13 protein-coding genes are annotated in these 24,934 nt (G+C 45.6%); all 13 read right to left on the minus strand.

What is annotated here, in order from left to right; genetic code table 11:
• Window positions 1–14: 14 nt before the first annotated feature.
• Window positions 15–1,859 (minus strand): beta-N-acetylhexosaminidase, encoded by a 1,845-nt coding sequence (locus KQI32_RS02085; RefSeq protein WP_216423745.1) that lies wholly within the window; start codon window positions 1,857–1,859, stop codon window positions 15–17.
• A gap of 23 nt (window positions 1,860–1,882) precedes the next feature.
• On the minus strand, window positions 1,883–3,598 hold the full coding sequence (locus KQI32_RS02090) for an S-layer homology domain-containing protein (protein WP_216423746.1): 1,716 nt from the start codon (window positions 3,596–3,598) through the stop codon (window positions 1,883–1,885).
• A 30-nt stretch (window positions 3,599–3,628) separates the two neighbouring features.
• Window positions 3,629–6,349 carry an S-layer homology domain-containing protein gene (locus tag KQI32_RS02095; RefSeq protein WP_216423747.1) on the minus strand — a complete coding sequence of 907 codons (2,721 nt, stop codon included), beginning with the start codon at window positions 6,347–6,349 and terminating at the stop codon, window positions 3,629–3,631.
• Window positions 6,350–6,363: 14 nt separating this feature from the next.
• A complete protein-coding gene (locus KQI32_RS02100; RefSeq protein ID WP_216423748.1) occupies window positions 6,364–8,694 on the minus strand; it encodes a hypothetical protein in 2,331 nt (776 codons plus the stop codon).
• Between the two features lie 17 nt (window positions 8,695–8,711).
• A complete protein-coding gene (locus tag KQI32_RS02105) occupies window positions 8,712–9,620 on the minus strand; it encodes an AraC family transcriptional regulator (RefSeq protein ID WP_216423749.1) in 909 nt (302 codons plus the stop codon).
• Window positions 9,613–10,491, minus strand: coding sequence for an AraC family transcriptional regulator (locus KQI32_RS02110; RefSeq protein WP_216423750.1), 879 nt, complete (start codon window positions 10,489–10,491; stop codon window positions 9,613–9,615). Before KQI32_RS02110 ends, KQI32_RS02105 begins: the two co-directional genes overlap by 8 nt.
• Window positions 10,492–10,560: 69 nt before the next feature.
• Entirely contained in the window at window positions 10,561–13,035 is a 2,475-nt protein-coding gene (locus tag KQI32_RS02115; RefSeq protein WP_216423751.1) for a copper amine oxidase N-terminal domain-containing protein, read from the minus strand.
• A 724-nt stretch (window positions 13,036–13,759) separates the two neighbouring features.
• Entirely contained in the window at window positions 13,760–15,073 is a 1,314-nt protein-coding gene (gene melA, locus KQI32_RS02120; protein ID WP_216423752.1) for an alpha-galactosidase, read from the minus strand.
• Between the two features lie 296 nt (window positions 15,074–15,369).
• Complete coding sequence (locus KQI32_RS02125) at window positions 15,370–17,973, minus strand: copper amine oxidase N-terminal domain-containing protein (RefSeq protein WP_216423753.1); 2,604 nt, start codon at window positions 17,971–17,973, stop codon at window positions 15,370–15,372.
• A 172-nt stretch (window positions 17,974–18,145) separates the two neighbouring features.
• Window positions 18,146–20,923, minus strand: a complete 2,778-nt coding sequence (locus KQI32_RS02130; RefSeq protein WP_216423754.1) for an S-layer homology domain-containing protein — start codon at window positions 20,921–20,923, stop codon at window positions 18,146–18,148.
• A gap of 209 nt (window positions 20,924–21,132) precedes the next feature.
• The gene (locus KQI32_RS02135; protein ID WP_177692022.1) at window positions 21,133–22,737 is read right to left on the minus strand and encodes a CTP synthase; all 1,605 of its coding nucleotides are present in this window, start codon (window positions 22,735–22,737) and stop codon (window positions 21,133–21,135) included.
• Window positions 22,738–22,832: 95 nt separating this feature from the next.
• Complete coding sequence (locus KQI32_RS02140; RefSeq protein ID WP_216423755.1) at window positions 22,833–24,533, minus strand: B12-binding domain-containing radical SAM protein; 1,701 nt, start codon at window positions 24,531–24,533, stop codon at window positions 22,833–22,835.
• Complete coding sequence (locus KQI32_RS02145; protein ID WP_177692020.1) at window positions 24,530–24,901, minus strand: diacylglycerol kinase family protein; 372 nt, start codon at window positions 24,899–24,901, stop codon at window positions 24,530–24,532. Before KQI32_RS02145 ends, KQI32_RS02140 begins: the two co-directional genes overlap by 4 nt.
• Between the last annotated feature and the right edge of the window lie 33 nt (window positions 24,902–24,934).

Here is a 24,934-nt window from a genome sequence, read left to right on the forward strand (position 1 = left end):
TACATTCCTCCTTGTTAATATCCTCTTATCATGTAAGCGGAAGCCATTCCCGCATAGAAATGGGAGATGCTGTGCTTTCCATTAAAAGGAAGTCTCTTTTCTTCCAATTCTTCCAGCCTTGCGGTCTCTCCGCTCAGATAAGCCTCCAAGCGGAGCTCCGCCGTCTTCAGACGGTTCACGGTAGCGCCGTAGCGCCCGTCAACCACCTCAAAACCAAAGGGACGGCAAGTCTGATGCCATATTTTATAGTGCAGAAGCTTCAATGCTTCATAGTCCTGCCGGAGGGCCGGAAGCAGCTTGTCTTTCACTTCCCGGAGAATTTCTTTGCTGCCTGTCCTGTATCCGTCATGCAGTTTCTGCGAAGCTTCTATCTTTCCGGCGGCGGCTCTGCAAACTGCCGCTGTATAAGCGAAGTATTCGCTGTAATAGCCTTCCTGCCCGGAAAGCTTCCGGTAGGTTTCCTCCAGTTCCCGGTAGTGGGAAACCAGCGCTTTTTCCTTGATATCATCATCCAGCAAGCCGCACAGGGGATCGCTGTAAATGATCTGCTTCACGGACAGGGTTCTTTCCCCCACCGGATACAGCGCCTTGCTCATAGCAAGGAAAGCCTTTCTATCCGCCTGAAACAGAATCTGGAGCTTCATGTTCAACGCTTCCATATCGATTTCTTTTTGATAGGAATGCTCGCCGTACAGCACGCATCCCACCAAACTGAACATCTGATCCGTCTCACAGCCGTCGTCTCCCCAGATGGTGGCGTAGACATCCCGAACGCCTTCCTCTTTGCACACCTTCAGACCTGCATTGGTCGCTTTGAAGGTGTGGTCATAATCCGGCAGGAAGCCGGTCCACTGCCAGATACCGCCCGCAAAAACCAGATTTTCCGTAATCTCTTTATGCTTCTCAATCATAAACCGGTAGGTTTCCTCGTCATGATGGTAGTAGTCCCAGTAAGTGAGCCGCACATTCTCCGGCAGCAGTTCCTTCACATAGGCTGGAATCTGAGTTTCCTTATCATAGTAATCCCCTGTCTTGGATCCCAGACGGAAATACATATCGCTCCATATCATGGGCTTTAAATGGTACTTGTCGGTGATTTGCTTCACCGCTTTGATATGAGCGCAGAAAATTTCCGTACCGTTTTTATAGCCCTTCTGCTTTAGATAATTTCCGGTTCCCAAGCCCCAGGCCTCGTCCATTCCGATATGGATTTTACGGGTGGTGAAGCACTCGGAAACCGTACGGATGATGTTATCCAGGAAAGCGTAGGTCTCTTCCTTTTCCGGCATAACAACGGTGTTCGTGTCGGATAACTTTGCACCCTCTGTCCATTTGATATACTGCTCAAAATGTCCCAGCGTCTGGATGCATGGAATCACCTCCACACCATACGTTAGACCGTATTGATCGATTTCTTTCAAATCGTTTTTGGAATATCTGCCCCGCATGTATCCAAAGTATTCCAGACCATCCACCTCGAACACATCCTCCATATACAGCATCAGGGAATTGAGCCCCATCAGCGCCATATATTCGATGTATTCCTTAACCTTTTCCACCTTCATCACGCCTGCGCGGGACATATCCAGCATGACGCCCTTGGTGTCAAACTGCTCCTCCTGGCGGATCACGTCGTCTTTCTTGCCGGCAATCAGCTGCGCTGCCAGCAGAAGCGAGCGGTACAGCTCAGTATCGTTCTGATAGGTTACTTTGATTTCATTTCCGTTTTTTTCTGCTGCAAAACCGCTGCCCTGCTCAAAAACAATCCGGTTCAGTCCTTCTTCTATATGGAGTTTCTGCCACAGCCGCCGCAACCGCCGCTGTTTGTTCTCTTCTACCCCTTCAAATTTTATTTCCATTGTTTACCTCTTCATGTTCTTCTTTAAAATGCGAATTTTGCAATCATCACTGCGGCTTCCGCACGGGTTGCCGTGTGATGCGGCTGGAACGTGTTGTCCTCATAGCCGTTTACAATACCGGCTTTTGTCATCGCCCGGATAGCTTCTACAGCATAATCGCTGATGTCCGCTTTATCGGAAAAATCTTTTTCCGGATTGTTCTGTTCCAATGCCACATTAAGGTTTTCCGCTGCGCGGTATACCAATGCGGCGATATCCTGCCTGGTAACATTTTGTCCAACGCCAAAGCTGGTATCGCTGACTCCTTTTACAACCCCTTTGGAAACCGCGGAGGCAATATAGGGATAGAACCAATCCGCTTCACTGACGTCATCGAAGCTGCACTGTGCATTTTCATCCAGAATATCCAGAGATACCACCAGCATTTTCACAAATTCTTCTCTTGTGATACTGTCTTCCGGACGGAAGCGCTTGGATGGATCTTCCGCAATCACCTGATTGTCATATAATTTTTGGATGCTCTCTTTGGCCCATGCCACACTGTCCAGATCGTGAAAAACATTTCCGATATCGTTGGGCGTATTGGTCGGCATCGGGGTAGCCGTCGGACGGATCACGATATCGTCCGGACCGGGTCCCGGTCTGCTTCCGCTGCCGCTGCTGCCACCGTTACTGCCGCTTCCGCTGCCCAGACTGTCCGCATATTTGTTGATCTCATTCTGCAGATCCTTTGCGTCCTTGTAATCGTCTCTCTTGGACAGATAGGTAAACAGAGCGTCCTTGGATTTCACCTTAGCGGGGATCGTGATGGTGAAGTATTTGCCGTTGTATTCCTCAAACAGATCCCGCATGGCTTTTTTGGAGCCGGCCGCATTAAATTCCGCAAAGAACACCGCAGTCATCAGCTCATTATAAAAGTCGTCTGTATCGTCAAAGGTCTTTCCCTTCAGACTGTTGTAAATGCCGTCCAAAAGTCCCTTTTCCTTGGCCTGATCGTATGTTGTCAGATCAAAGCTCACATATAACCTGTAATCGGAAACGGCGCTGTCCATCTCGGAAACGGAGCTGGAGAGCTCGACCAACCCCTGCATCATCGCACCGCCGAAAAGAGCCTGCAGCTTCACAATCTCAGCATTATAATTTTCCGGATCGTAGGTGACGCTTTTGATTTGACGGAGCACATCGTTTTTCTTAGCGGAGAAGGAAGACGCACTGAAATCCGTCAAGTCAATTCCCAGACTGGATGCGTTTTCAGTAACAGCAGTCTCCACTGCGGAGTAATCATTTCCGGTGACCTGAGCATCGTTGACCGCCTTCAGAGCGTCCTTGATCTCCTGGGGCTGAACAAAGTCAAACTCTTTCATCACCGCTTGAGGCAGACTGACGGAGGAGAGCACCAGCTTATAGGTGCCCGTCTCCACGGCAGCGCTCAGCCGGATTGTGGCAGTGATGGATTTTGAGGAATCCAGCACGCCGGAATCCAGCGCTTTGATATGGGCGAGAAGATCCCCCTCCTTGCCGTCTAACATTTCCTGTGTGGTATCCTTGGTGACGATCATGTAGTTGACCGCATCCCCCTCCAAACCGTCCGGAAAGGTTGCGCTGAACTCAACCTTCTCTCCAATTGCCCGCACCGATACCTCGGGGAGCGCCTCGTCTGCGGCGAAAACCGGGCAGGCAAAGCATGCTGCCAGCATGGAGAGTATCAAAAGTATGGATACTGTCTTGTTTCGTTTCATTACCTCAACTCCTTTTTTGTCTGTTCCGGTTTATTCCTCATAAAATTTATAGATAAAGACTTCCTGCATTGCAGCGTATCTGCTCTTCGCCACCAGATAGGTTGCCTTTTCTTCCCCGGCGGATTCGATATCTATGATGTCGTTGATTGTCCCAGTTCTGGCACGGAACTGACCTGGCTGTTTCTCTTCCACATAGACAAATTTCGATTTTTCAAAATTCCAAAAAACTTCCTTCAAAGCGGAATGATCTCCAGCAGGATTATGAATCCTCACCAGGCTAGTAGTGGTTCCCAGGCTAACTGCCCATCCTCTGACGATTCGAAGCATATCCGCATAGTTGCCGTTCTCCTGTCCCTGGATTTTTAATTCGCCGCTGGTTTCATTTCTTTTTTGAACGTCAAAGATCTGTTCTAACAGCTGCAATGTATTATCCTCCGGATTGATGGCAACACGGCAGATATCACCCGGATGGATATCTTCATAGGTAAGTACTTTATTGTCAGCGGCCAGGAAGCTGTAATATCCAGAGCGTTCTGAGGTTGTCACTTCATACTCGCTCTGATTCTTGGCGTTGAAGAAATACATTTTGTCCACGATATCTCCGTCATCCGAAGCAACCTGAGTCTTTTTCAAAAGAACGCTCCAGGCCACGTCGTTGTCCATTTCCGCTTTGATATCGCCGAACAGCGCCACTGCCCCGATTTCGCCTTTGGAATTTACATTAAATGCCTTGATATCATAGGATCCGTTTGTCACGTCCGTATATGTCTTAACACCGTAAGATTCCGTTTTGGACAGATCGTTGGGGATACTAAAAATCACACTATTCTCGGTTAAAATAAATTTCCCCTCAAAGGATTTTGAATCGTTGCGGTAAGCCTGAGACGTCGCATCCATAACCATCGTAAGCTGATCATCCACATTCGCAGAATTTGGCAGAGTGGTGTCTATGGCGGTTATGATTCCCGCTTCATTGATTTTTAAGCGAACCATCTGGGAGATATCCCCACCGGCGGAAACGTTTTTCGCATTCTGAAGAGCCTCAATGGCTTTCATGCCGGAAACACCTGTCTGTCCATCCAGCTCAATCTTGGATTTCACTTCATATACGTCCAGAATACCTTCCTGAGTATATAGCTTCAATGTAACAGTTTCCAGCAAGTCCTCTGATTCCGCGCCAATCACATAAGCATATTGATACGCGGAAGTGGTTCCTTTTTTGATGCCGGTTACCTTTCCGTCTCTGTCCAGCAGAATAGTTGTATTGTTGCCAAGCACTAAATTCCCTATTTTATCCTGGTATTGCTTATACTCTTCTGAAATCTGATAAGTCTGACCGTTAATTGTCACAGCTTCATCTGTGAGTGATTCAATGGTTCCGGAAACCTCATCGTTGGAAGCATAGAGCTTGCTGACTTTTACGCCCGAGGTGTTTTTGGACTGGTAAACAGCGACCACATCCCATTCGTTGAGCACACTGATAGACATCTCGGTGTCAAACTTATAAAATTTATTATAATTCAGTGTATCTTCCTCGTCGAAGAGAACATTCCGCGATGCCGAATATTTATCCACCAAGGTCGTGTTAACGGAAACATATTTATTTGCTACAACCGTTTTGAATTCATTTACCAAAATCAGGTCATACGCACTGTCGTTGTCTGTATCGATAAGTGTCATATCACCGGTTTTAATGAGCATATCCGCATCGGTATATTCCGGATAAGCCACCCCGTTATAGATAACATCCGCTCCTCTTAAAACCTTCGCCTTCAACTCTTTGTCTTTCTCCAGGGGATCCTTGTAGTAGGTCAATTCCCCACCGCCGAACGCTTCAATCTGATCCGCTTTCAGAACCAGTTCGTTTGTGCCTTTCGGATCTTTCATGAGAAAGAGGAGTTCATTGAGATCATCTTTGCTTTCCTTCGCATAGGCAATTACATTGTACCCAAACAGATCGATTGCGTTGGTCTCGCCTGTTTTGAGGATAACTTCCGTGCCGTTTTTCTGTCTGAGCCGGATCTGATCCTCCGCCAGAGAGCCGGTACCGGTCAGGGAAGTAAAATAGTTCTCAACAACTCTGCCTTTGTAAGTGATGATTCCCATGTACTCTTCCAGCACAGTACCTCTTTTCTCAAAGGAGATATCATTGCCGCCAAAGGAGTTCTGCACATAGATCTGTACATCCGTCGCCGCATACAGTACATTGGCTACCACGCCTCTTGAGGCAGCCTCGGTGAAGGAAGTCCCGTTTGTCTTAGAGAGCAGACCCATGTCGTTTGCTATCGCAATATAGCCTCCGGGATATCCGCCCCTGCTTTTTGCAAGAGGACCGTATCCCAAAACTTCCACAATCACTTTCAAAGCCTGTTCCAGGGTTATATTGTCGTCCGGGCCGAAATTTTTGTCATCATAGCCGGACACGGCGCCGTTGGCTGCCAGTGCATTGATAATGCCGCATGCCCAGTGTTCCGTACTTACATCCTCAAACACGGAAACGGTTTTGTCCAGTGATTCCTCATCGAATCCCAGAATGCGGATGATCATTGCCGAAAACTCCGCTCTGGTTATATTGGCATCGGGCTTAAAGGTGCCGTCACTGTATCCCTTCATAATTCCCAGTCCAGAGAGAGCCTCCACCGCCTGCTCACAATTTGTCCCTTCAATATCTGAAAAGCTTGCCGCGAAGCAGACAGTATTTACCAGAATCATCAATACCAGAAGTATTGCTGTCTTTTTCCATCTCAACATTTTTCAGCCCTCCCTCAATATGTAATACTTGTAGGATTCACCATATTGTTCATCCCTATAAAGCTGTCCCATACAAAAATCTTGATGCTGCCGCCCTCCGACGGGATCTCCATCTGGACGTTGGCGTTGACCTTCTCGTTCATCACGGCGTCCGGATCGCGTCCTGCAAGGACGGCCGGCTTTGACTGGATGCTTTCCAGTGCGCCGTTCGCGTCATATTTTACCAGGATAAGACGGATTGTCACATCCTCGGTGGTATTGTTGTAGCAGTTTACATTTGCCTGAACAACATCCCCGGCAGAAAGCACAGACATGTCGGTCACCCGTTCTCCATCACATTCCAGATAGGGTTGAAGAACGGTTAAACCGGCAGGCACGGAGGAGCTCAGCTCTACCTTATCAAAACAGCTGGTGCTGTTGTCCCCTGCTTCCACCGTGTTGAAGCAGATTCTCACATAGGCAGCACCCTCTGGAGCCAGATATTCTTTGCTCTTATCCGCCGTTTCGCCGGTTTTCACCGATTCAACGGAACCCTGTTCGGTAAGCACAGCCGCATCCGCGTTGACAAATTCACCGCGCTGGGTATCGTAAACCTGACCAGTCGCGTTAAAGAACTTCAGGTCATAGGCCAAGGAGCTCTGAACGTTATACCGGAAGCTGAGGTTATAGGTCAGTCCGGAAATCACATCGATAGGCTCCGACCACATCCCGATCATTCTGCCGGGATCCTTGTCCACCAGCTTCAGAGAAAGATGACCGCTTAATTTATTGTCGTCGGACGCCATGTAGGCTATGGTTCCGTCGGTCTCTACCCCGTTGTAAACCGACCAGCCGGGAACCTCCATAGGCTCCTCGAAATCAGCATTCCGTATGGAAAGAGGCGCGAAGCCGGAAGCGTCGTCCCCATATTCGATCACAAGGTTGTCAAAGTAAGCGGAGGTTCCGCCCTGATTGACTACCTGGTAAAAAGACATCCGCACGTAGTCGTAATCCCCGGCGTTGCTGGCGTATTTCACAGGATAGTTATAAGTCTTCCAGTTGTTTGTCAGTTCCTGATAGGCAAACCGATAGTTGTCGGTCCCGGACAAAGCGTACTTGTCGCTGACACCCAGATATTGTCCACCGGTGAGTTCTCCTGTTTCTGAGTTGTATACAGCCGGAGCGATGCCGGTGGTTCCGCCGGTTCCCTTATTTGTCAGAACCTTATCATCGGAAGTCCCCGGGATTCCGTCCGCACCGTTCTGATAGAACTGCAGCACATATCTTCCCCGTGTTTTGCCATTCTCTGACCTGCCATCAAAGGTGACCTGAAAGGATTTCCCTGTTTTATCGCCCTCGGGGAGTAGGATGGGATCGGAATAAATATAAACACCTTTATTGGTTACATCTTTATGGATTCCCAAGGCCGCCGAACCATCCGCCGCTTTGTCATTGGAAAGGGTATAATACTCGTTCGCGTCAAAGCTGGTGTTGAAATAGGGGCTCCAGCCAGGGATCACATGGGTATCTTCAAATTCGCTGTTGGTGATCTTGGCAGCCTGCTTGGGGGAATAGGTAAACCTTACATTGTCCACGGCGAAATCAAACTTGTTGTTGGCGTTGGCATTGAATAGAATTCTCGCCTTGGTAGCTCCTACAGGAGCGGTTTTCGGCTGCTGAATGGTTCCCCACTCTCCGGATTTGATCGCTACATCGCCGCCTGAAGCTTGATAGATCACCCGGCAGCCGTCGTTCCATTGGGAATTTAAAGGACGCTCGCCTGTGGGTACTGTTGTCCATGCACCATTCTTCTCATGATAGAACTGGTTGGAATCATTATAGAAGATAACGCCGGCCCACATACGGGCAACGCCTTTCACAAACAAATCCTGACCATTGCTTTTATCATAGTCCGGTGCAATATAATCAAAAATCAGATTGTAATCGATTGACGCCGTTTCGCCCAAAGCCGGCAGCTCAATATAGTCCGACGCCATGATAATCTGGCCGTACCTATGATTGCCCAGGGAGGTGTTGCCGTCACAGTTGTCATAGATGTGAGCAACGTTTGTGTCATTCCCGGTACCGTTTTTGGAATTGCCGTTTATGATTTGGTGAAACAGCTTTTCACTGGGTTCGGGCGTCATATCCGATTTCGGCATGGAGCGGTACTCCACCTCCCAGCCCGGAATGGCATGCTCATACTTATATTGTGAAATGTCCACTGCTGGACTCTGCTCAAAATCCCCGTTCAATATGGGGATTTCTACTGTACCGTCGTCAGCGGAAAGGCCGACGACAGGAGCAAATGCCGCTGCGCTTAAAATAACAGCACAGACCAGCAAGATGCTTAGTGTTCTCTTCATAATACTCTCTCCTTACCTTAAATATATTTCATTTTTGCTTTGAACTCTGTGGGGGAGCAGCCTCTCACCCTTTTATAAAGACGGTAGAAGCAGCTCTGATCGGAAATGCCAACCTTGTAGGATACCTCTGATACGCTGTAACGGTTTGTGAGCATTAATTTCTCTGCCTCCGTCACCCGCACATAGTCGATATACTCTTTATAATTTTTGCCGGTGACCTGTTTGAATATTTTGGAGAAATAGTGATAACTCACATTACATTCCTCGGCCAGCCTTTGCAGGGTAATATCCCTGCTGTAATTTTCCTCAATATATTTTAAGGATTTTTCCACCTGCCTGACGTGCTCTTGCTTATAGTTCTCCGGCATAACGGCCACGCATTTTTCACGAATCAGGAGAGCGATCATTTGATAGATATATCCTTTGATAAACAGATCGTAAGCGCTCTTCCCAGCCATGTATTCATGATACATTCCGGCCAATACGGAACTTAAGTCAACTTTTTTCTTTTCATTCCGAATAATTTTGTAGTTGTATTTTGAACCAAACGTACCCAGAAAGGATTTGATATATTTGGTTTCCAGAACATTGGCATTGGCCATGCTGATCAGGCTGGAGTCGAAATACAATACAAATGCCACGCTGTCCAGCTCCTCTTTCTTATCCGTCGAATGCACGGTATGACCACCCAGAAAAGCGATATCCCCTTCCTGTAGGGTATATTTCTCACCGTTAATGGAAACCAGAATGCTCTCCTTCACAACATAAATCAATTCCATGTATTCATGCCAGTGCGGAAGAGAAAACAGCTTTTTGTCTCCAACTCCCTGCAAGGCAATACGGAAAGGGAACAGAGGGTTTTCATTGAACAGGGCATTCTCTTTTTCAACCAACACGCTTCCCTCTTTCATTGTCTTTTTACGCATTTTTCATCTTTGCTTTGAATTCAGTCGGTGAGCAGCCTCTCACCCGCTTATACAGCCTGTAAAAGCAGCTTTGGTCCGGAATGCCCACTTTATACGAAATTTCAGAAATGCTGTAATTATCCTCCAACATCAGCTTTTCCGCTTCGTTTACCCGCACAAAATCAATATACTCCTTATAATTTTTCCCCGTTACTTTTTTGAATATCTTGGAAAAATAGTGGTAACTGATGTTGCACTCCTCCGCCAGCTTATGCAGCGAGATGTCCCCGCTGTAATGCTCCTCTATGTATTTAAGCGACTTCTCCACCTGCTGGATATGTTCTTCCTTGAATTCCTCCGGAATCATTTTGATGCAATTTTCCCGGATCAAACAGGCGATCATCTGATATAGATAGCCTTTGATCACCAATTCATAGGCTTCCTGTTTGCCGAAAAACTCTCGGTAGATACCGCTTAGAATATCGTACAATTCGGTATTTCTGTTTTCATTGCGGATAATGTGGTAATTATATTTGGATCCAAATGCGCTCAGAAAAGATTTGATGTATTTGCTTTCCAGCACATTGGAATTGATGCTGGATACCAGAGTGGAATCAAAGAACAGTACGAAAGAAATTCCAAGCTGTCCTTCCGGTTTATAGGACGAATGAACCGTATGCTCTCCCAAAAAGGCGATGTCTCCCTCATTGAGAAGAATCTCCTCCCCGTTTACCCCAATCTGGATGCTGCCTTTCGTGACATAGATAAGTTCCATGTATTCATGCCAGTGGGGAAGTGAAAAAATTTTCTGATTTTCAAGCCCTTGCCAGGTGATGCGAAAGGGAAACAGCGGATTTTTATTCAGCAGAGCGCTTTCTTTTTGACCTTCCATATACTTACTCACCTCTGTCTGTTAAGTGTGCAAAGGACATACCAGAAAGTATGTCCTTTGCCATAATGCTTATTGTAATTTGGCGATATATTCGTCAATCTTGTCTTTGTCTTTGGTTTCGTCCAGCATGGTGTCACCGATAACAATCAAGCCGGAGTCGGTTCCGAGTTCTTTCCAGAATACCTGTTTATCCAGCGCTTCGGCAACGGCACGCAAAGGAAGGAGTGTTCTGTCATTCTGTGTGAATGCCGCAGTATCCAGAGAAATTTCGGTTCCATTTTTCACCATCTTGGATTCGCCTAGAACAATGGTAATGGTTGTGCTGTCCTTGGTGATGGTCACTTTCTGTTCCGCTTCATTCCAGTCCACTTTCGCGCCGAAGGATTCTGAGATAAACCGAACCGGGACAACCGTTCTGTCATTCACAGTGGTCGCAGGTACATCCAAAGCGGTCTCGGTACCTTTTACCAATGTTTTCTGACTGTTAAGCATCAGGACAACATTATTATCCGCTGTATTGGAGGATGGAATTTTAATGCGGTATGCATAATCCACATCAAAGTAATACAGGTAACCATCCTTGCCTAAATCAAAATGACTGGGTTTCGCTCCGTTCAGGGGCACATCCTTCGTTTCCATCGTCTCCGGATCCATCACGACCAGTGTATCTCTGGGTACGCAGTAGAGCATGCCGTTTTCATCAAAATGCATGTCATAGGGATCCCATCTGTTGGAATACCGGTTCCAGTCATATCCCTTTACATCTTTTTCCTTCTTCACTTCCAGAGTAGCTGGATCCATTGCAAAAATCAATCCATCCGATGTGCACCAGAGCAGTCCGTCAGGACCAAAGACCAGATCACCTGCCATTTTCATGGCGCCTTTCACCTCTTTGAACTGCGGAACAACCTCTGTCAGCAATTTACCGGTTGCCACATCCATTTTAAAGATTTTTGCGGACGGTTCCAGCGTATCATTGTCTCCGCCCAATCCGCCAAATATGGTAGAGGAGCCGTAAAGGATTCCGTCTTTATAGGTCAGGCCGGAAATACTCTGATTTTTTATGATATTCTTGTAGCATTCCGCTTTTCCGGTTTTTTTGTCATAGAGCACAACCGCGCCCTCTTTTTTACCATAGTCTGCGATGGTAGACATTGCAATCTTATCACCGCAGTCAACAATTCTCATCGGTCTGGATTGTCCCTGGCTTGCTACTTCAAACAATTGCTTCGGATTTTCATTCTTTTTGATTTCTTTTGCCGGATCAAATTCGCTCATAGAACAACTCGGATACGATCCAAAATAAATTTTTCCATCTATTTCAGCAATCGCCGTAGACTGTCCCATTTCAAATGAAGTTACCTCTTCCAGTGTGCTTGGATTTATCTGAACCGCTTTCGGTCCCATTAACCCAGAATACATTACATTGCCGTTTTCCAAAGCTTTTAGACCAACCAGTTTTGTCCCGACAGCGTCCAGTTTGTTTTGGAACAGAATTCTCTTGCCCGTTTTAAAGTCGATCAAGGAAATGTCTCCGCCATATGTAACATGCGCAAATGTTTTATTCGGGAAATCCGGGTTGTTCTTCAGTTCAACAACGCTGCCGCCACGGAAGCCGGTGCCGAAACTCCATCCGAGAGGAGTTATTTTTCCGGTAGCCAGTTCATAGCTTACAACACCGTTCTTTGTTGAAACATAGGAATAACCGTCAATTTCATGGGTGGCAAACGGACCATGTGCCGCCGGAATAATCTGCTCTTCAAATTTGCCGGTCTTGGTATCAAAAATAGCGAACTCATTGCCGCTGCTTTCAGTCTCGCACCAGATAAGGATTTTATCGCCAGCAACCGTGCATGCATAATAGGATTTCAACGCAGAACTCAGCTTTGGTCCGGGAATGATCGTTTTCTTCATGGTCTTTGCATCAATTTTAAAGAATTTTGTGCCGATGACCGCACCGCCGCCATAGAGATATCCGTCATGGTATGCCAGAGCACGGATATATTTTTCACCCGGCAGCTGGTTCCCCAGATCCATCATTTTCTGTGCCTTGGGATCCCATTTCACGATTTTTGCATTGGGATATGTACTCATAAACACATTATCCTGGTCGTCGATGGCAATCTGGCAAATTGCAGTTTCCGTGGAGACTTTTCCTAAATCTTTTACTTCCTTTGTCTCCGGGGAATACATGTAAAGGTTTACACCTACGAAACCGGCAAAATAGACATTGCCCTTTGAATCCGTCTGATGTGTCCAGAATGTTCTTCCAACCGGAATATCAAAGCTTCTTAAAAGTGTGCCGCTTTCCAAGTCAAACACATTAAACTTTGCCGGATCCCCGGAAGCCGTTGTACAAAGGATTGGTTTCCCATCCTCCATGCTGCAGATACTGTTTAACAACGTAGTTGCTTTGATTGGCTGCGTCAGCTTTTCCGGCTGACTGAACTCGTATGTGCTCAGCGTGCTGTCCGCCGCCGAAACCATAGCGAAGGACGCCAGAACCATAACACAGGCCAATAAAATGGAAACTGTCTTCTTCATGATAATTTTCCTCCTTGTCATTTCACACATTTATAATATAAATTTTGTGTACAAGATAGCTAAGAGACAAAAGAGTCCTCCTCTTTTGCAACCGGCAGAATGAAGTACAGTCTTCTTCTGAATCTCCCCATTCCGGAATAGCATTGCTTATCAAACTGCATTTTTTATAAAAATTGAATTTGCAAGAGGAACTGTCTCTTTTTCAAATACTGCCTTTTTATAATTATCCAATTCTTCTTTCCTGTACCATCAATATAACAAATATTGCGGTATAAATGAAGTGAATTTTTTGCCAAGCGTACTGCATTTTTTGTTAAAATATTTTTCAGAAATTTCCTTTTGTATCTCAAGAAGGACAAATCCTGCATATTTCATTTTCCATTTTTCGACAAAAACAATTTGTTTGATCTGTTTTTTATTAGCGCTGAGCGGGATTGATTCGTATCAAAGAATTTATTTGAGTCGTTTTCTAATTTTATAAAATTGCATTTTTTGAAAATCATTTCTTTCATATTTCTATTTTTTGTTTTTTCTTCTTTTTTCAAAATTGCCACTTTAAATGAATCCAACTTTTTCAAATAAATTTTGATTTTTTTCCAAAATTGGCGAATGAATCTTTTTTTCATTCTGCAATTTTTGATTTTTTAATATTTCATACCCTATTCCGGAAATCCTTTTTTTCGTTTCCCGTCCCCAGTATCTTAATTGCCCGTCTCGATACGATTTAAAACATATCCTTCAGATATTCTTTGTTCTTCTCAAACATAGCGTCTGTCATCTCTTTGATCTCTGCCAGCCCGAGAACCGCCGAGGTGAGCGGATCGTGATAAATCGCCTGGTATATCAGATCCTTATTTCCGCTCAGCGCGCCTTCCACCGCCATCTCCTCACACATCGCGTTGACATTGTTAAGAACGGCAAGCTGAGGCGGCAGTTTCCCCACCTTTGTGGGAACCAGTCCGCGTTTGGACGCCACCACCGGAATCTCCACACAGCAGCCATAGGGCAGGTTATCAATCAATCCGAAATTACGGACGTTTCCATTGAATTCAAATATCCGGTTATCACCAAAAACGGCATTAAATATGTGGGAGGCGTACTCATCTCCACGGGCAAAGTCCACCGGCTGTTCAAACCATTCATCCATGTCTTTCTTCCAGGTATCCTCCCGCTCGAGATAAGTTTTTAGAATATAAGCATGTTCCCCTGAATTCCATCCTGTACTCCCGATGCAGTATTTCTCAATCAGATCCTTGCGTTTGCGGAACCACGGGTTATACTCGCTGTCATGTCCACTGGATTCTGTCACATAATATCCCAGATGCTTAAACACCTCATTGCGTACTTTCTCTTCCCTGTAAACCTCCTCTCTTTCTTCCACCGCTTTCCGAATCAATGGATAGGCGTCTTTTCCATTCCATTTGTATTCCAGATAGTGCGCCTGATGATTGATCCCGGCACAGAGATAAGTGATTTCCTCTATCGGCGCTCCAATCCATCTTGCAAGCATACCTGCCGTTTTCTGTACGCTGTGGCAAAGGCCGGTTATCTGCAGGCTGGTCTCGCTCTGCATCGCACGGCACAGCATAGCCATCGGATTGGTATAGTTCAGTACAATAGCATTCGGCGCATACTTTTCAATATCACGGCAGATATCCAACATAACCGGAATGGTGCGCAGAGCTCTAAAAATTCCTGCCGGTCCCCGGGTATCTCCTACATTGATGTCAACTCCATACTCCATGGGAATCTCCACATCATACCGCCATACATGAACACCGCCTGCAAGAATTGTAATCAGAACGCCGTCCGCACCTTCCAAGGCTTTCGCCCTGTCCGCCGTAGCTTCCACCTTCACATCGCAGTTTTTCTCCGCCACCAGGCGTTTTACAGCCCTTTCTATATAAGAGAGCCTGTCCGGATCGATATCCATCAGAGATATGGTACAATCCTGAAACGCGTCAAAGGTCAGAAGATCCCTGACAAGATTTCTGGTAAATCCAAAACTTCCTGCACCAATAAAAGCAATTTTTTTCATTTTTATGCTCCATTCTGCTATTTTTACAAAAGCTTTTCTACTATGATTCAGCGATTGGACGGCGCCGCCGTCCGCTTCCAAAAAAGGAAGCACTGCCATATAAGAAGCGGGAAACAGCCCGCTTTTGCTTTTATTTTAATCTTCTCCTGCAAAAAAAGCAATCCATCATTCTATCATCCATATGGATGATTATTTCATAAATGAGATGGGTTATCCATGGACAGAATATTTTATCAAAACAAAAAGTCGTCATGGAATCGTTAAAATTCCATGACGACTGCTTATTCTTGTGATATTTAATTGAATTTATTTACGATCTCTTCAATAATCGCCTTATCATCCTCTGCATTGAGCGCCTCTCCGTCACTTATCACAATAAGTCCCTGATCAACGCCTGTCTCCTGCCAGAAAATTGTCTTTCCTAAACCGCTTTCGACAAAGGCACGAAGCGGAAGCAAGGTACGGTCATTCTCATCCGTAAAGGCAGCCACATCAATGGAAATATCCTGCCCATTGACGGTAATCTTTTTCTCGCCAATCACCGTTTTGATTTCCTTGTCGCCGAGTTTTACGGTAACGGTTTCCGTTGCTTCGTCATAGCCCACTTCCGCACCGAAGCTTTCTGCGATAAAGCGAACCGGGACTACTGTTCTTCCCTCAATTGTTGTAGCTTTCACCGCTCCGGAGGCATCAATCGGCTTCGCTTCTCCTTTTACCAGTGCTTCCGTTTTGCCAAGCATCAATGCAACGGATTTCGCAAGGACGGTATCCGCTGATTTTGCATCGTGGGACAGCACAATCTTGGATACGCTTACAATATCGGGATCTACAAAATAGAGATTTCCGTTTTCCACAATATCCAATGTATTCGTTCCTTTGTTATACAGTTCTTTTGTTTCCTTGGTGTCCATATCAACGGCAGTAATCCGGTTGCCGATGTTTGTATACAGAAGTCCGTCCTGACCAACCGCAAGGTTATAGACAAGCGCTCTCGTCTTTGTTAAGGTCAATTCAGAGTTTCCGATCGAAACTTCTTTGTTGATTTTCAATGTGGCCGGATCAACAAAAAGAAGGGTTTTCTGTGTTGCTACCATCAATTCTCCATTGGGAGCGAATTTTGCTTCCCCTGCATAGTACTGCGTCTTTTTGTCAGTTGTCAGCTTAATATCTACTTCTTTTTCCACTTTTCCGGTTGCATAATCCATCACAAAAAGCTTTGCCGGTGCGTCAATCGGATCAATTCCCAGACCGCCGTAAACATAGGTGGAACCATAGATTTTTCCGTCTTTGACCGCCACGCCGCCTACGCTCTGGTTTTTGATTGGTTCTGCCACCACCCGGGTTTTCCCGGTTTCCTTATTGTAAAATCCAATGGCGCCCCCAAGTCTGCCGTAGTCCGGCATAGAAGCCCAGATAACGTCCTCGCCGCCGTCCACCACGACAAGACCTCTGTCCTGATGCTGTTCTTCCATGTTCGCAACATATTTGGGGTTCTCATTTGTTTTCACCGCTTTGCTGGGATCATATACCTGCAGTCTTGCCTTTCCATACATGCCGCAGTAATATAAGCCGTCAATTTCCCGAATACCCTCAATCTGAAGGGAGGGGAATTCCAATTTATTTTTATCTGTTTTCGTATCGAAAACAATCGCCTTTGACCCCATATATGCACTGACAAGCAATTCATCGTTGATACCTGCTTTCAGAGTCCGTATCTGTGTCGTATTGGCAGGAAGTACATCTTTTATCAATTCAACACTGTTTTTTTCCAGATTAATGATAACAATTCCCTCTGTGCCCCCGCCGGCAACGATAGATTTTCCCGGATATTTGGTCTGATCCTTTAAAGTTACAACTTTAGGACTAACCAAATACTGGCCGGTACCCATTTTAATTTCAGGGAACTCTTTTATCTCTTTTGTAGCTGGATTGTAAGAATACAAATGGGATTCCTTTGCACCGGCGGGGATGTTATGGAAATAAACAACATCTCCGTCAAAATCCGTGAAGTGCAAGTGCAGTGTTTTGGGAATATAGTCAACCCATTCTTCCTTTTCCATGTCAAACACACACAGATAGTATGCGTTTACAGAACCTGCAATTTTACATCTTGCAAACAGATATTTGCCGGCTGTTGAAATCGCATAGAAATTGTTGACGTCACTTTCCGTGAATGTTCCGTCCAGTGCGGGATTTTTCATTTCGGTTGTCTTTTTTGTTTTCACATCGTATTTCACAAAATTCGCGACCGGATCTCCCATGCTGCCCATAAATATTTTGTCATTATAGACGCCCATGGAACGGACATACTTTCCGACGACCATGTTGGAACCGACTGCCTCAAGCTTATCCGTCGCTGCATTGTATTTTACCAGCATAGCATTCGGATATGTACCAAAGTAGTAGTTGCCCTCCGAATCGAAGACGCCTTGCGTCATGACGGCGCTTTCTTCAAATACCGCCCCGTACCCCTTCAATTCATCCGTTTTTGGATTATAGCGGTAGAAATTACAGTAGGCCTGCGTTGCGATATTGATAATACCATCCGGCCCCATATCAACCGCATAGCTGACTTTTGCCGGCAAATCTTTGCCGTCTACAACATTGGTAAGCTCATGCTGAACCGTCACCTTCGCCTGATCCACATTATATGCAAAAAAGATAGCTGGAGGACCTGAAGTGACCGCATACACGATCGTCTCACCGTTTTCATCCACCTGGGTTGTACTGCCTAAAATCTGGACGTCACTGATCGGCTTTCCAAGTTTGACCGGCTCGCTGGCTGTCAAAGAATTTAATTTCTCAGACTGGAAGCCCTCCGCTGAACCGAGTACCGCAAAGCACTGCATACACAGGCAAACCACAAGAAGTACGCTCAGTAGCATTTTTGTCTTTCTCATCTTGATTTCTCCTTTTATTTTATTGGTACTTTTATTATAGCATCTTTGTATATAGATTCTTGCAAAATATTTTTCACTTTTTGTACTTTTTGATAATTTTACGCCGATGAATAAAAAAGAGATGACAAAAAGGACCGGCGTTTTCGCCGGTCCTTTTCTAAATCATTTCTGATTAATAATTACCGTCTGTAACAACAATCGCAATGATAGGTTTGTTTTCATACTTCATAACGATTAATTTGTCAGTGTTCGGATATTCGCTGCCGTTCTTCGGATCAGCTTTATCAGTGTTGATATCGTTGAATGCGGAATCACCATTGATAGATCTGATATCACCGGAAGCGTTCAGAGTTACTTTAACAGTCGGAACAGTGCCGGCCAGAGTAACAACTGCATAATCGTCACCGTCTCTGTCGGAAGGATCGATGTAGTATACGTTGCTGCCGGTTACATTGTAAACATAATCGGAGTATACGAACTTGTCATCATCCTGATTGTCAACATCGCCGTTTGTGATAGCTTTTTTGCCGAGAATTTGAGCAGCTGTGAATACAACAGATACGCCGGAAGCTTCGCCGTTGGAATTAGCACTGTACTGAACGACATCACCTTTTGTGAAATCTGTGAAGCTGGAATCGCCAGAGTTGTTCTGAATTCTTGCATCATCCGGAACAACAATCTCTACGATTTCATAGTTTACATAGCCTTTCAGCAATGTAGCCGGATCACCGTTGGAATCGTTCTTCGTACCAACACTTGTTACGAACATAGCAGCGGAATCAGGGCTTGCAATCGCTTTGATATCAACACCCAAAGCTGCGATGATGTTGTTGTTGGTAGAGTCGTATACGATTGTCTTGATGGTGTAATCTTCATCAGCAGTCAAGCCGGAAGCACTTACAACAGACAGATCATCTTTCTTAGCAGATGCGATATCTACATCAGAGTTGAACAGATTCAAACCTTCTGTAACGAAGTAGCTGCCGATTCTTCCATCAGCTTTGTAAGTTAAGTCTTTGGTAGGTGTAGCGGACAGATAGCTGCTGTTCATAACAGAGAAGTCTGTGATCAACTGAGAAATCTGACCGGAAGAATTGGTTTTGTAACCAACCAGAGTCTTAGCCATAGCTTCAATTGTGCTGTAAGCTACTTTGTTGGAATCGGTACCAGCATAGTCGATTTCTTTCTGGCTAGCATCGTTGATTCTGATCTTGTTAGCCAGTTCAACAACAGAGAATTCACCTTTCTGGTTCATGATGCTTGCTTTGTAGGTGTAAGAATTGAATTCTTCTTTCGCTTCCAAACCGATGATGAAAGCAAAGTCACCCAGAGTTCCGCCGTCAACAGCGGTCTTATACAGAATGTTGCCAGCCATATCTACGATGAATGCGCCTTCATCGCCGACTTTTACATATGTGTCATCGTTGCCTGCAACTTTGTATTCTGCATCACCAATCTTGAAGTAAGCAATTCCGTTGCTGTCAGATCTTTCAGAAATTGTACCGCTTATAACATTGTTGGTAACAATGATATCATAGAATGTGTCGGAACCGTCTTCGGAAGTAGCAACGTTCACTACGTCATCTTTCTTGATGTCGGCCAGTGCAATTGCTTTACCGTCTTTATCTTTGATAGAGAAAGTAATGGTATCATCATCCGGATCCAGTTTCAGCCTGGAACTGCTGTATGTTTTCAGTGCGCTTGTGTTTGCCAGAATAGTGTTAGTTCTTTCATTTGCAGAATCAACAACAAAGGAATCGTATTTTTCAACAATTGCCATATCATACTTGTTGTCGTTGCCGTTTTCAATCAGTTTGATGGATGTGAAATCAGCATTGTCATCTGTGAACAGAGCTTCAAATGCAGGCTCATCCATTTCACCTGTGCTCAGGTTTTCATATGCAGCAAAGCTGCTATCCAGTTTAACTTTCAGTGCTTTGTCATCGTTGCTGTCATTTTTGTAGTAGGACAATTCATTGTTATGAAAATCAACACTGTCTACCTGTTTTTTGGTAAGGGTCAGAGTTTTGTTTCTTCCGGCTTTCGGAGCGATTGCTTTCAGAATCAAGTCGGAATCATCGTTCATATCGATGTAAGCAACGCAGGAATATCCTCTCATGGAAGCAACGTCAACACTTTCACCATAAGTCAAATTAGCTGCGGAGCCGTAACCAATGTCGCTGTCATCCCATTTGCTGTCTTCTTTTGTGATCTTGAAGGAAACCTGATCTGCCTGATCTTTGTTGAAGTACAGTTTTTCAACAGTACCTTCCACTTTAGCGATTTTCAGTTTGCTGTACAGCAGAGATGTGCTGTCATCAACCTGGAATTCATCGCCGTTGCTACCGCCGATAGTTTTCTGAACCATCATCGGAACGTCCAAAGAATTGTAAACCAGTCTTGCAACAACTGCTCTGGATGCTTTGTCACCGATTTTGCCGGAAGCACCAACTGTGATGCCGTCAGCGTTTGCCTGAGCCAGGTAAGATGTTGGATAAGCATCTGCTACGTTTCTGAATTTAACGCCGTAGCCCAGTGCGCATTCGATCATTTTAACAGCCTGTTCGTACAGAACTTCATCGTCAGGACCGAAGTTTCCGTCGCCGTAACCTAGGATGATCCCCTGCTGGTTAGCGATCTGAACATAACCGGAAGCCCAGTGATCAGCCGGAACGTCTGTGAAAATAGTGTTAACGGAAGCGCCTTTTGCAGCATCTTCCATGCCCAGAGCTCTCACGATTACAGCAGCAAATTCTGCTCTTGTAATTGTTTTGTCGGGGCCGAATGTGCCGTCTTCATAGCCAACTAACAGGCCTAAAGAAGACATTACCTGCACAGCTTCGTTGTAGCTGGCATCTTCAGAGACATCAGAGAAGCTTGCGAAAGCAACTGAACTCAGTGCCATTGCCAGTACGATAACTAAAGCTGTAACTTTTTTGAGGTTTTTCATACTCAAATTCCTCCCTTATAAAATTAATTTTTCATTTTCGAAAGAGTTTCTTTATAGGTCACATACACCTCTTTCTACCATGTATGCTTCCTTCAAAATGGATCGCCGCCAAAAGGTGGGACCCAATCTTTGACTTGATTATAACAAAGGTTTCTTAGGGTGTCAATCATTGTAACATAACTGTAATGATACTGTATCTTTTTTGTCTTTTACCCTTGATTCTGTAACGATGCGGCAACAAAGTCGCGGAACAGCGGGTGGGGCCTCTCCGGTCTGGACTTGAATTCGGGATGGAATTGTACGCCCACAAACCAAGGATGATCACCCAGTTCAACAATTTCAACCAAACTGCCGTTGGGGGATTTTCCCGCCAGAATCAGCCCTTTGCTTTCTAAGGTTTCACGGAACGCATTGTTGAATTCATAACGGTGTCTGTGCCGTTCCGAAATTTCAATTGTATGGTAAGCGTCAAACGCTTTTGTTCCTTCTTTCAATACACAAGGGTATTTGCCCAGCCGCATTGTTCCTCCCAAATCGCTGATCTCGTACTGTTCCTGCATCAGGTCGATAACCGGGAAATCTGTCTTGGGATTCAGCTCTTTGGAGTGAGCACCCTTTAAGCCGGCTACATTCCTGGCAAACTCTACAACCGCCAGCTGCATACCCAGGCAGATACCAAAGAAAGGCACCTTGTGTTCCCTGGCATATTTGACCGCTGTAATCTTGCCTTCAATACCTCTGTCCCCGAACCCGCCGGGAACCAGAATGCCATCCGCGTCTGAGAGCATCTCGTCCGCTTTCTCCTCTGTCAGATACTCGGAATTGATCCATTTGATTTCGACAGCGGTGCCGTTGTAATATCCGGCATGTTTTAAGGCCTCTGCTATACTGATATAGGCGTCATGCAGATCGACATATTTGCCAACCAGAGCAATCTTTGTGCGCTTTTCGAGATTCTTGATCCGTTCCACCAAGCTTTGCAAATCCGAGAGGTCAATCTCACCGGGAGAAAGGTTCAATCGTTCCAGAACAACCTTGGAGATGTTCTGTTTCTCCAGCATCAGCGGAACCTCATACAATACATGAGCATCCAAATTCTCAATGACACACTCGCTTTTCATATTGCAGAAAAGTCCAAGTTTGTCCTTCAGTTCCTTTGACAGAGGGATTTCCGAGCGACAGACAATCATGTCTGGCTGAATTCCCAAGCCCAGGAGTTCTTTCACGCTGTGCTGTGAGGGCTTTGATTTCTGTTCGCCGGAGGAAGCCAGATAGGGAACCAATGTCACATGAATGAACATACAGTTCTCGCGACCGACCTCGCAGGCCACCTGCCGAATCGCCTCGATAAAAGGCAAGCTTTCGATATCGCCGACTGTGCCGCCGATCTCGGTGATCACAATCTCTGTGTTTGTCTCTTTTGCAACTCTGTAAATATTGTGCTTGATTTCATTTGTTATATGCGGAATCACCTGAACGGTACCGCCGAGATAATCGCCCCGGCGTTCCTTGTTCAAAACGGACCAGTAAACGCGGCCAGCGGTCACATTGGAAAACTGGTTCAGATTCTCGTCAATGAATCGTTCGTAATGCCCCAAATCCAAATCCGTCTCAGCACCATCTTCGGTTACAAAGACTTCCCCGTGCTGATAGGGACTCATTGTCCCCGGATCCACATTGATGTACGGATCGAATTTCTGGGTTGTTACGTGATAGCCTCTCAATTTCAGAAGTTTGCCGAGGGACGCCGCCGTGATGCCCTTTCCTAAACCGGAAACAACACCGCCGGTTACAAAAATATATTTTACTGCCATTTCTCGACATACCTCCCCTTCATTCAGCATATGTTTTGATTATATTGTAAATTAGGTGTTTTGTCAAGTGATTTGTTCATTCCTTCACAGAATTTTCACATTGAGAAAAAACACAAATTTTCGAAACCATTATACATCAACTCAGGAGAAAGATCAACAACAATTCCATTTTTTCTGTCGAATGCAAACAGTTTTTTTTCATCCTCAAAACAGAACAATTCAAAGTCCACGATTTTCTTTCTTTCCTTTGGTTTGTATACGCTGAGCCAGGGGAAATACTTCAAAACAGCCTCCTCATTATCCAGCAGTTCGAAAAAAGCTTTCGACGCCTGTTTGGACTTAAAGTTGGCAAAGCAGCCGGGAAGCGGCCCTCTGTTTTTTTGGACGTAATCATACTTCAAATGTTCCAAAAAATCATCGCTTTTTTTCAGCTCTAACATCCGGTAAATCCTTCCTATCAGCGCAAACTGTTCTTTGAAGGACAGTCTCCCCTCCCCCTTCAAAGCTTGTCCCAGCGCGTCAAAGAATGCGGACGGTCGGATTTCATTTTCGTCGAACACATAGTTCAGTGCCGTCACAAAGCTGCGTGAATTGTGATATATCTCCACAGCTTCCTCCATATCCTTGAGGCGCATGAGCTCCGGAAAGGAGATACTGTCGTTTTTCAGCACCTCATAGGGAGGCTCTTTTCGATATATATAATGAAAGAGGTCTGCCTCTCTTCTGATTTTCGATCCATACAGCATCTTTAAAAAGCCCAGCTGCAGAATATCGGGCTTCAGCCGGTATATTTCATCAAAGCTATTATAAAAGGATTGCAGGTCTTCCTTCGGCAAGCCGGCGATCAGATCGAGATGCAGCCGCATTTTGCACTGCTTCAGCAACCCCACATTGTGCTTGAGCTTTTCAAGGGAATTTGTCCGGCAAATCAGACGGGAAGTCTCCGAATTGGTGGTCTGCACGCCCGCCTCAAACTGGATGATTCCGGCCGGTGCTGTCTTCAACAATTCCAGCGTCTCCTCGTCAAACAGATCCGCCCCTACCTCAAAATGAAAACAGGTTTCCCTGCTGTTTTCTATAATATATTGAAAGATTTCATAAGCACGCTTCCTGTCATAATTAAAAGTGCGGTCCACCAGCTTTACCTTTCGGATCTTCTTATCAATAAACAGCTGAAGCTCCCTTTTGATCCGATCCATAGGCAGAGCCCGCACGCCTTCGGACAAGGAGGAAATGCAGAAGGAACAGTGAAAGGGACAACCTCTTGTCGTCTCATAATACACCGCGCGGTTCTGCAAACCTGCCAGCTCATTCTCCCCATAAACAAAAGGGATGTCCTCCAGCGGAACATTACCGGCAAGCCCATTGTCAAACGCCGGCGTCATGATGCCCTTGATTGTTTCTGGCGGCATTCCCTGCAGATACTGAGAAAGAGGAAGTTCGCCTTCCCCTTTTATGATGAAATCTGCCGCATATTCCGAAAATACATCCCGTTCCCGAAAGGATACCTCCGGCCCTCCGATAAAAAGAGTTTTTTCAGGAGCCAGAGCCTTGATATCAAAGCTCAGCTGCTTTACAAGCTGGGCATTCCATATGTAACAGGAAAGTCCAACGATATCGCCGTCAGCTTTCATGATACGATCCAGTATGGTGAAATAGGGATCGTTGATGGTACATTCTACACAGCAGGGCGCGGCAAATCCTTGTTTCACCAGATAACTTTTCAGGCTTCGGACCGAGAGGGAGGTATGGGAATATTTCGCATTTACAGCGGCTAATGTCAATTGTTTTTTCATAGAGACAGCCACCCCATCCATTCCAAAAAAGGCGGCAGGAAGACCATCACTCCGATAACCGCCGCAACGATTGCACAGATCAGGACGGCTCCCGCGGCAATATCCTTTGTCTTTTTCACTTTTTCATTATATTCTCCGCAGATGAGATCCAGCGTATTCTCAATTGCCGTGTTAAAAATTTCTGCGCCCATTACCAAGGCAATTGCCAGAAGCACTGCCGCAGTCTGAGACACAGGCAGTTTGAAAAACAGCCCTGCGCCGATCGCCAGTACTGCCGCCAGCGTATGTATCTTGAAATTCCGTTCCTCAAAAAAACATTGCCGCACTCCTGCCCAGGCATAGCGGAAGCTTTGAAACAGCTTATGCATTTAATCACTCCATTCCGCTGTGCAGTATACACA

The organism is Acetivibrio sp. MSJd-27 (genome assembly GCF_018918095.1).
Taxonomy (GTDB): domain Bacteria; phylum Bacillota; class Clostridia; order UMGS1840; family HGM11507; genus HGM11507.

What these genes read in the sequence shown, in the direction of transcription:
- KQI32_RS02085 (WP_216423745.1), bottom strand. Translation starts at nt 1,859, where the DNA reads ATGGAAATAAAATTTGAAGGGGTAGAAGAGAACAAACAGCGGCGGTTG.
- KQI32_RS02090 (WP_216423746.1), bottom strand. Translation starts at nt 3,598, where the DNA reads ATGAAACGAAACAAGACAGTATCCATACTTTTGATACTCTCCATGCTG.
- KQI32_RS02095 (WP_216423747.1), bottom strand. Translation starts at nt 6,349, where the DNA reads ATGTTGAGATGGAAAAAGACAGCAATACTTCTGGTATTGATGATTCTG.
- KQI32_RS02100 (WP_216423748.1), bottom strand. Translation starts at nt 8,694, where the DNA reads ATGAAGAGAACACTAAGCATCTTGCTGGTCTGTGCTGTTATTTTAAGC.
- KQI32_RS02105 (WP_216423749.1), bottom strand. Translation starts at nt 9,620, where the DNA reads ATGCGTAAAAAGACAATGAAAGAGGGAAGCGTGTTGGTTGAAAAAGAG.
- KQI32_RS02110 (WP_216423750.1), bottom strand. Translation starts at nt 10,491, where the DNA reads ATGGAAGGTCAAAAAGAAAGCGCTCTGCTGAATAAAAATCCGCTGTTT.
- KQI32_RS02115 (WP_216423751.1), bottom strand. Translation starts at nt 13,035, where the DNA reads ATGAAGAAGACAGTTTCCATTTTATTGGCCTGTGTTATGGTTCTGGCG.
- melA (WP_216423752.1), bottom strand. Translation starts at nt 15,073, where the DNA reads ATGAAAAAAATTGCTTTTATTGGTGCAGGAAGTTTTGGATTTACCAGA.
- KQI32_RS02125 (WP_216423753.1), bottom strand. Translation starts at nt 17,973, where the DNA reads ATGAGAAAGACAAAAATGCTACTGAGCGTACTTCTTGTGGTTTGCCTG.
- KQI32_RS02130 (WP_216423754.1), bottom strand. Translation starts at nt 20,923, where the DNA reads ATGAAAAACCTCAAAAAAGTTACAGCTTTAGTTATCGTACTGGCAATG.
- KQI32_RS02135 (WP_177692022.1), bottom strand. Translation starts at nt 22,737, where the DNA reads ATGGCAGTAAAATATATTTTTGTAACCGGCGGTGTTGTTTCCGGTTTA.
- KQI32_RS02140 (WP_216423755.1), bottom strand. Translation starts at nt 24,533, where the DNA reads ATGAAAAAACAATTGACATTAGCCGCTGTAAATGCGAAATATTCCCAT.
- KQI32_RS02145 (WP_177692020.1), bottom strand. Translation starts at nt 24,901, where the DNA reads ATGCATAAGCTGTTTCAAAGCTTCCGCTATGCCTGGGCAGGAGTGCGG.